An 8,131-nucleotide genomic window follows, 5' to 3' on the forward strand; every position below is an offset into this window, starting at 1 on the left:
AGCGCGCCGAGGGCCGCACCGGCGGCGGCCGGGGCCAGGCCGGTGTCGAAGATGAAGGTGCGGGCGGTCTCCACCAGGTGCCGGATGACCCGGCGCGGGCCGAGCACCACGCCGCCCTGCGAGCCGAGCGACTTGGACAGGGTGGCCGTGGCCACCACGTCCGGCGCCCCGGCCAGCCCCGCGGCGGTCAGCGCGCCGCTGCCGCCGGGGCCGAGCACGCCGAGGCCGTGCGCGTCGTCCACCAGCAGCGCGGCGCCGTGCGCCCGGGCGGCGGCGGCCAGGCCCTCCAGCGGGGCGGCGTTGCCGTCCACCGAGAAGACGGAGTCGCTGACCACCAGGGCGCGCGGCTGGGTGCGGTCGGCGAGCGCCGCGGCGACCGCCCCCGGGTCGGCGTGCGGGGCGCGGTGCACGGCGGCCCGGGAGAGCCGGCAGCCGTCGATCAGCGAGGCGTGGTTGTAGGCGTCGGAGACGATCAGCGTGTCCGGGTCGGTGAGCGCGGTGAGGGCGGCCAGGTTGGCGGCGTAGCCGGAGGAGAAGACCAGCGCGGCCTCCACCCCGTAGAAGTCGGCCAGCTCGACTTCCAGCTCGGTGTGCAGCTCGGTGGTGCCGGTGACCAGCCGGGAGCCGGTGGACCCGCCGCCCCAGCGCAGTGCGGCCTCGGCGGCGGCCCGGGTGACCTCGGGGTGGTGGGTCAGGCCGAGGTAGTCGTTGCTCGCCAGGTCGAGCACCACGTCCAGCGCCGGGCGGCTGCGCAGCGTGCGGGTGAGTCCGGCGCGGGCGCGGAGCTCGGCGGCCTCGTCGAGCCAGTCGAAGACGGCGGCGGGCGCCGCCGGGCGGACGGTCGTGACGGGTTCCTGGATCATGCGCCGCAGCCTGGCACGCGCCACCCGGCCCCGGCAACGTGGTCCGGCGCACACGGACGGGGGCCGGAACCCGCACGAACGATAGGGTGGGCCGGGTGACGCTCCTTGACCTGATGCCCAAGCCCGCCGACCCCGACGCGCTCTTCACCACCTTCGCCGGGTGGACGGAGGAGCGGGGCATCACGCTCTACCCCGCCCAGGAGGAGGCGCTGATCGAGCTGTTCACCGGCGCCAATGTGATCCTCGCGACCCCGACCGGGTCGGGGAAGTCACTGGTGGCGGCGGGAGCGCACTTCGCGGCGCTGGCCGAGGGCAAGCGCACCTTCTACACCGCCCCGATCAAGGCGCTGGTCTCGGAGAAGTTCTTCGACCTGTGCAAGATCTTCGGCACCGAGCAGGTCGGCATGATGACCGGCGACGCCAGCGTCAACCCGACCGCGCCGATCATCTGCTGCACCGCCGAGGTGCTGGCGAACATCGCGCTGCGGGACGGCGGCCGGGCCGACATCGGCCAGGTGGTGATGGACGAGTTCCACTTCTACGCCGAGCCGGACCGCGGCTGGGCCTGGCAGATCCCGCTGCTGGAGCTGCCGCAGGCGCAGTTCCTGCTGATGTCGGCCACCCTGGGCGACGTGCGCCGGTTCGAGGAGGACCTGACCCGGCGCACCGGCCGGCCCACCACCGTGGTCCGCTCGGCCACCCGCCCGGTCCCGCTCTTCTACGAGTACCGCCGCACCACCCTGCACGACACCCTCGAGGAGCTGCTGACCACCGGTCAGGCCCCGGTCTACGTCGTGCACTTCACCCAGAAGGAGGCGGTGGAGCGGGCCCAGTCGCTGATGAGCATCAACATGTGCTCGAAGGCGGAGAAGGACGCGATCGCCGCCCTGATCGGCAACTTCCGCTTCACCACCAAGTTCGGCCGCAACCTCTCGCGCTACGTCCGGCACGGCATCGGCGTGCACCACGCCGGAATGCTGCCCAAGTACCGCCGGCTGGTCGAACGCCTCGCCCAGGCCGGCCTGTTGAAGGTGATCTGCGGCACCGACACGCTCGGCGTGGGCGTCAACGTGCCGATCCGCACGGTGCTGTTCACCGCGCTCTCCAAGTACGACGGGGTGCGGGTGCGGGTGCTGCGGGCCCGTGAGTTCCACCAGATCGCCGGCCGGGCCGGGCGGGCCGGCTTCGACACCGTCGGCCAGGTGGTGGCGCAGGCGCCCGAGCACGTGGTGGAGAACGAGAAGGCGCTGGCCAAGGCCGGGGACGACCCGAAGAAGAAGCGCAAGGTGGTGCGCAAGAAGGCGCCGGAAGGTTTCGTCGGCTGGAGCGAGGAGACCTTCGAGCGGCTGATCGCGGCCGATCCGGAGCCGCTGGTCTCCCGGTTCCGGGTCAGCCACGCGATGCTGCTCTCGGTGATCGGCCGTCCGGGCAACGCCTTCGAGGCGATGCGCAAGCTGCTCACCGACAACCACGAGGACCGTTCCGCGCAGCGCCGGCACATCCGCACGGCGATCGCCGTCTACCGCTCGCTGATCTCCGGCGGCATCATCGAGCAGCTGCCCGAGCCGGACGCCGAGGGCCGCACCGTGCGCCTCACCGTGGACCTGCAGGAGAACTTCGCGCTCAACCAGCCGCTCTCCACCTTCGCGCTGGCCGCCTTCGAGCTGCTCGACCCGGAGTCCCCGAGCTACGCGCTGGACGTGGTCTCGGTGGTCGAGGCGACCCTGGACGACCCGCGGCAGATCCTGGCCGCCCAGCAGAACAAGGCGCGCGGCGAGGCGATCGGCCAGATGAAGGCCGACGGCATCGAGTACGAGGAGCGGATGGAGCGGCTCCAGGAGGTCACCTGGCCCAAGCCGCTGGAGGAGCTGCTCGACCACGCCTACGAGGTCTACCGCCGGGCCCACCCGTGGATCGGCGACTACCAGCTGCAGCCCAAGTCGGTGGCCCGCGACCTGTTCGAGCGCGCGATGACCTTCACCGACTACGTCGGCCACTACGACCTGGCCCGCACCGAGGGCATCGTGCTGCGCTACCTGGCCGGCGCCTACAAGGCGCTGGAGCAGACGGTGCCGGACGACATGAAGACCGAGGCGCTCAAGGACGTGATCGCCTGGCTGGGCGAGCTGGTCCGCCAGGTCGACTCCAGCCTGCTCGACGAGTGGGAGCAGTTGGCCAACCCGACCGAGCCGGACCAGGAGGAGCGGGAGCTGGAGAGCAAGCCGCTCCCGGTCACCGCCAACGCCCGTGCCTTCCGGGTCCTGGTGCGCAACGAGATGTTCCGCCGGGTCGAGCTGGCCGCGCTCGAACACTACGGCGCGCTGGGCGAGTTGGACGCCGAGGCGGGCTGGGACGCGGACCGCTGGGCGGACGCGATGGACGCCTACTACGAGGAGCACGACGACCTGGCCACCGGGCCGGACGCGCGCGGCCCGAAGATGCTGCTGATCGAGGAGGACGACGCCGAGGGGCTGTGGCGGGTCCGGCAGATCTTCGACGACCCGGCGGGCGACCACGACTGGGGCATCAGCGCGGAGGTCGACCTGTACGGGTCGGACGCGGAGGGGCGCGCGGTGCTGAAGGTGACCCGGGTCGACCGGCTGGGCTGAGGCGGGCGGGGCGGTTCCCGGACCCGGGAGCCGCCCCGGGCTCGGGAGCCGACCGGGCTCGAGAGCCGCCCAGCGCTCGGGAGCCGACCGGGCTCGGTGCCCCGTCCAGGCTCAGGACCAGACGAAGGCGATGCCCACCGTGTAGGACGCCGCCCGGGTGGCCGCGTCCAGGTCCTGCTGCTCCTGCGGGCCGCTCGGCACGTGGCCGTCCGCGAAGCGCGAGCTGGTGACGGTCACGTAGTGCTGCACGGCCTCGACCCGCGGCACCTCGACGGACTTCGCCGGGGCCGCACCGCCCTTGGCCCCGGCCGCTCCGGCCCCGGCGGCCGGCGTGCCGGGCGCGACGGCGGTGGCGGGCGGGGCGCTCGCGGCCGGGCTCCCCGGGGCGGCGGAGGGGCTCGCCGAGCCGTCGTCGGCGAAGGTGCCGTCGGTCTGGACGAAGCGCACCAGGTCGGGCCGAGCCCCCATCAGCTTGGCCACCTGCCCGCTGACATCGCTGTCGGCGAACCGCAGCACCGTCACGCTGGTCGTCACCTTGCTGTCCTGGCTGGCGAAGTCGACCGCCAGGTAGCCCTGGCACACCACCCCGTGCAGCAGGGTCTGGCCGGCCGTCTGCAGGGTGTCCCCGCAGTCGGTGCCCTGCTGGGCGCCGGCGAAGCGCCCCTTGTAGCCGTCCTGGTCGATCGAGCGGGTCGGCGGGAAGAGCCGCTTCACGTCGAAGGCGTAGGGGTTGCCCGCGGAGGCGGGCGCGGGGGTGCCGACCACGGACGGCAGCGGCGTGTCGCGGCTGATCGGCCCGATGCCCGGCAGCAGGGCGCCGGGGTGCGGGCGGGAGAGCACCCAGCCGCCGGCGCCGAGCACGACGACCGCGATCGACCCGATGAGCACCTGCCGGGACCCCAGCCGAAGGCTCCTTCTGCCGCGCCCCGCCGGATCGGCTGCGTCGGCGGGTATCGAGTGGGAGTCCCCCGTGCTGGTCATGGCGCAAATTCTATGCAGTGGGGTGACCACCCGGAGCCAGGGGGAGGCGGCGGACGGTCTGTCAGGGCGCCGGGCCCGCACGGGGAACCGCGCGCCGGGCGCGCGACCGGCCGAACACCCCGCCCCGAGCCGAGCGGTCGCAAACGAACGAACCGCCCGTCCCGCACTGTGACAACTCGCACACCCGCACGGCGATCTTCTGGCCGATTCGGTATGGCGCCGCTCTAGGTCCGCCGGGCAGGATCACCTTCATGGATCTGCTCGACACCCTCACCGCCAAAGGCCTGAACCGCGAGCTCCCCACCCGGGAGGAGGCCCTGGCCGTCCTGGCCACCACCGACGACGAGCTGCTGGACGTGGTCGCGGCCGCCGGGCGGGTGCGCCGGCAGTGGTTCGGCCGCCGGGTCAAGCTCAACTACCTGGTCAACCTGAAGAGCGGCCTCTGCCCCGAGGACTGCTCCTACTGCTCGCAGCGGCTGGGGTCGGACACCGGCATCCTGAAGTACACCTGGCTGAAGCCGGGCGAGGCCGCCGAGGCGGCGACGGCGGGGGTCAAGGGCGGCGCCAAGCGGGTCTGCCTGGTGGCCAGCGGGCGCGGTCCGACGGACCGCGACATCGACCGGGTCACCAACACGATCGCGGCGATCAAGGAGCAGGAGCCGGGCGTGGAGATCTGCGCCTGCCTGGGCCTGCTCTCCGACAACCAGGCCGAGCGGCTGCGCGCGGCGGGCGTCGACGCGTACAACCACAACCTGAACACCTCCGAGAACACCTACGGCGAGATCACCTCCACCCACACCTACGCGGACCGGGTGGACACGGTGTCGAAGGCGCACGGCGCCGGCCTGTCGGCCTGCTCGGGCCTGATCGCGGGCATGGGCGAGAGCCCCGAGGACCTGGTGGACGTGGTCTTCGCGCTGCGCGAGCTGGGCTCGGACTCGGTCCCGGTCAACTTCCTGATCCCGTTCGAGGGCACCCCGCTGGCCAAGGAGTGGAACCTCACCCCGCAGCACTGCCTGCGGATCCTGGCGATGGTGCGGTTCGTCCACCCGGACGTCGAGGTGCGGATCGCCGGTGGCCGCGAGGTGCACCTGCGCAGCCTGCAGCCGCTGGGCCTGCACATCGCCAACTCGATCTTCCTGGGCGACTACCTGACCAGCGAGGGCCAGGCCGGGCAGGCCGACCTCGACATGATCAAGGATGCGGGCTACGAGGTCGAGGGCCAGGGCGAGCTGACCCTGCCCCGGCACCGGGCCGACGTGGCCGCGGCCGCGCAGGGCGGCTGCGGCACCGCGAGCACCGGCGGCTGCGGCACCGGGGGCGGCTGCGGCTCGCACGCCGGTGGCTGCGGTGACCACGGTGCGGCGGGCGAGGACGAGCACGGCGCGGCGACGGGCGGCGGCTGCGGGCCGTGCGGCGGGCACACCGCTGCGGCTCCGGTCGCTGCTGCCGCCGACGCCACCGAGGTCGAGGCCGCCGGGATCGAGATCGAGGGCGACGAGAACGCGGCCCGCACCGACCTGGTCCGGGTCCGCCTGCGCGGGGCCGGCACCGAGCTCGCCCCGAACGCCTGAGCCCGTGGTGCGCCCCGTGACGAACCAGCAGCCCATGGACCCGCAGACGCTGCTCGCGCTGGACCGGGCGCACGTCTGGCACCCGTACGGCCCGATGCCCGGCATCCAGCAGCCGTACCTGGTCGAGTCGGCCGCGGGCGTGCGCCTGCGGCTGGCCGAACCCGCCGGTGGGAACCGGGAACTGATCGACGGCATGTCCTCCTGGTGGGCGGCCCTGCACGGGTACAACCACCCGGTGCTCAACCAGGCGGTGCAGGACCAGCTCGGGCGGATGAGCCACGTGATGTTCGGCGGGCTCACCCACGAGCCCGCCATCCGGCTGGCCGCCACGCTGGTCGAGATCACCCCCGAGCCGTTGCAGCACGTCTTCCTCTGCGACTCCGGCTCGGTGTCGATCGAGGTCGCGACGAAGATGTGCCTGCAGTACTGGCGCTCGACCGGCCGCCCGGAGAAGCACCGGATGCTCACCTGGCGCGGCGGCTACCACGGGGACACCTTCCACCCGATGTCGGTCTGCGACCCCGACGGCGGCATGCACCACCTGTGGACCGGCGTGCTGCCGCGCCAGGTCTTCGCCGCCGCCCCGCCGGCCGGCTTCGACGCCGAGCCGGACCCGGCCTACCTGGCCGACTTCGCCGCGCTGCTCGAACAGCACGCGGCGGAACTGGCCGCCGTGATCGTCGAACCGGTGGTGCAGGGGGCGGGCGGCATGCGCTTCCACTCCCCCGGCTACCTGCGGGCGCTGCGCGAGCTGTGCGACCAGCACGACGTGCTGCTGGTCTTCGACGAGATCGCCACCGGCTTCGGCCGCACCGGCGCGCTCTTCGCCGCCGACCACGCGGGCGTCTCGCCGGACGTGCTGTGCGTCGGGAAGGCGATCACCGGCGGCTACCTGAGCCTGGCCGCCGCCCTGTGCACCGGGAAGGTGGCCGACGGGATCAGCCGCGGCGAGGTCCCGATCCTGGCGCACGGGCCGACCTTCATGGGCAACCCGCTGGCCACCGCGGTCGCCAACGCCTCGCTCGAGCTGCTGCTGAGCCAGGACTGGCAGGGCACGGTGAAGCGGATCGAGACCGGCCTGCGGGACGGGCTGGCCGAGGTCGCCGAGCTGCCGGGCGTCGCCGACGTCCGGGTGCTGGGCGCGATCGGCGTGGTGCAGCTGGACCGCCAGGTGGACATGCCGGCCGCGACCGAGGCGGCCGCCCGCGAGGGCGTGTGGCTGCGCCCGTTCCGGGACCTGGTGTACACCATGCCGCCGTACGTGACCGGTGACGAGGACCTGGCGCGGATCTGCGCCGGGATCCGGGCGGCGGCGCTGGCGGGTTGAGCCCGCGAGCCGTGCCGCCGAGGAGTTCGAAGGAGTAGTGGGATGACCCGGGTGCTGTTCGTGACGGGCACCAACACCGAGGTCGGCAAGACCGCGGTGACCGCGGCGGTGGCCGCCCTCGCGGTCCGCGCCGGGCTGCGCACCGCGGTGCTGAAGCCCGGCCAGACCGGCGTGGCCCCGGGCGAGCCGGGCGACGCCGCCGAGGTGGCCCGCCTCGCCGGCGGCCCGCTGACCGTCCGGGAGCTGGTCCGCTACCCCGAGCCGCTCTCCCCCGAGCGGGCCGCGCTGCGGGCCGGGATGCCGTTCGTGACGGTGCCCCGGTTCGTCGCGGCCGTCGAGGAGTTGGCGGCGGAGCACGACCTGGTCCTGGTGGAGGGCGCGGGCGGCCTGCTGGTCCGCTACGACGCCGACGGGCTGACCCTGGCCGACCTGGCGCAGGCCGTGCCGGACGCCGAGGTGCTGCTGGTCGCCCACCCCGGGCTCGGCACGCTCAACATCACCACCCTGTCCGCGGAGGCCCTGCAGGCCCGCAAGCTGACGGTGGCCGGTGTGGTGATCGGCAGCTGGCCCGCGCAGCCGGACCTGGCCACCCGCTGCAACCTGGCCGACCTCCCGGTGGCCGCCGGCGCCCCGCTGCTCGGCTCCCTGCCGGCCGGCGCCCCGCAGGCCGCGGACTTCGCGGGGCTCGCCGCGGCGTCGCTCGCGCCGGGTGCTGGTTGGGGGTTGGGGGAAGCGGCGTGCCCCAATGCGGTCTTGGTGTCTTTCGGGGTGTGGGTA

At 73.7% G+C, this 8,131-nt stretch carries 6 protein-coding genes; 4 read left to right on the plus strand and 2 right to left on the minus strand.

The window, feature by feature from the left end; all coding sequences use genetic code 11:
• Positions 1-863, minus strand: an 863-nt coding sequence (locus ACQRUO_RS37340; RefSeq protein WP_428320628.1) for an aminotransferase class I/II-fold pyridoxal phosphate-dependent enzyme, incomplete at its 3' end; no start/stop codon positions are given.
• Positions 864-976: 113 nt separating this feature from the next.
• Between ACQRUO_RS37340 and ACQRUO_RS37345 the strand changes: the two genes are divergently transcribed.
• Positions 977-3,472, plus strand: a complete 2,496-nt coding sequence (locus ACQRUO_RS37345; protein WP_428320632.1) for a DEAD/DEAH box helicase — start codon at positions 977-979, stop codon at positions 3,470-3,472.
• A 111-nt stretch (positions 3,473-3,583) separates the two neighbouring features.
• On the opposite strand, the gene ACQRUO_RS37350 is transcribed toward ACQRUO_RS37345, so the two are convergent.
• Positions 3,584-4,453 (minus strand): hypothetical protein, encoded by an 870-nt coding sequence (locus ACQRUO_RS37350; protein ID WP_428320629.1) that lies wholly within the window; start codon positions 4,451-4,453, stop codon positions 3,584-3,586.
• Positions 4,454-4,704: 251 nt separating this feature from the next.
• Here ACQRUO_RS37350 and bioB point away from each other — a divergent pair, with 251 nt between their 5' ends.
• The 3 genes from bioB to bioD all read left to right on the plus strand — a co-directional run.
• Positions 4,705-6,027 carry a biotin synthase BioB gene (bioB, locus tag ACQRUO_RS37355; protein ID WP_428320630.1) on the plus strand — a complete coding sequence of 441 codons (1,323 nt, stop codon included), beginning with the start codon at positions 4,705-4,707 and terminating at the stop codon, positions 6,025-6,027.
• Positions 6,028-6,061: 34 nt separating this feature from the next.
• Positions 6,062-7,354 carry an adenosylmethionine--8-amino-7-oxononanoate transaminase gene (locus tag ACQRUO_RS37360; RefSeq protein WP_428320633.1) on the plus strand — a complete coding sequence of 431 codons (1,293 nt, stop codon included), beginning with the start codon at positions 6,062-6,064 and terminating at the stop codon, positions 7,352-7,354.
• Positions 7,355-7,396: 42 nt separating this feature from the next.
• On the plus strand, positions 7,397-8,131 hold a 735-nt coding region (bioD, locus tag ACQRUO_RS37365), incomplete at its 3' end, for a dethiobiotin synthase (RefSeq protein WP_428320631.1).

The sequence above is a fragment of the Kitasatospora sp. LaBMicrA B282 genome (genome assembly GCF_050325825.1).
Lineage (GTDB): Bacteria > Actinomycetota > Actinomycetes > Streptomycetales > Streptomycetaceae > Kitasatospora.

What these genes read in the sequence shown, in the direction of transcription:
- ACQRUO_RS37345 (WP_428320632.1), top strand. Translation starts at nt 977, where the DNA reads ATGCCCAAGCCCGCCGACCCCGACGCGCTCTTCACCACCTTCGCCGGG.
- ACQRUO_RS37350 (WP_428320629.1), bottom strand. Translation starts at nt 4,453, where the DNA reads ATGACCAGCACGGGGGACTCCCACTCGATACCCGCCGACGCAGCCGAT.
- bioB (WP_428320630.1), top strand. Translation starts at nt 4,705, where the DNA reads ATGGATCTGCTCGACACCCTCACCGCCAAAGGCCTGAACCGCGAGCTC.
- ACQRUO_RS37360 (WP_428320633.1), top strand. Translation starts at nt 6,062, where the DNA reads ATGGACCCGCAGACGCTGCTCGCGCTGGACCGGGCGCACGTCTGGCAC.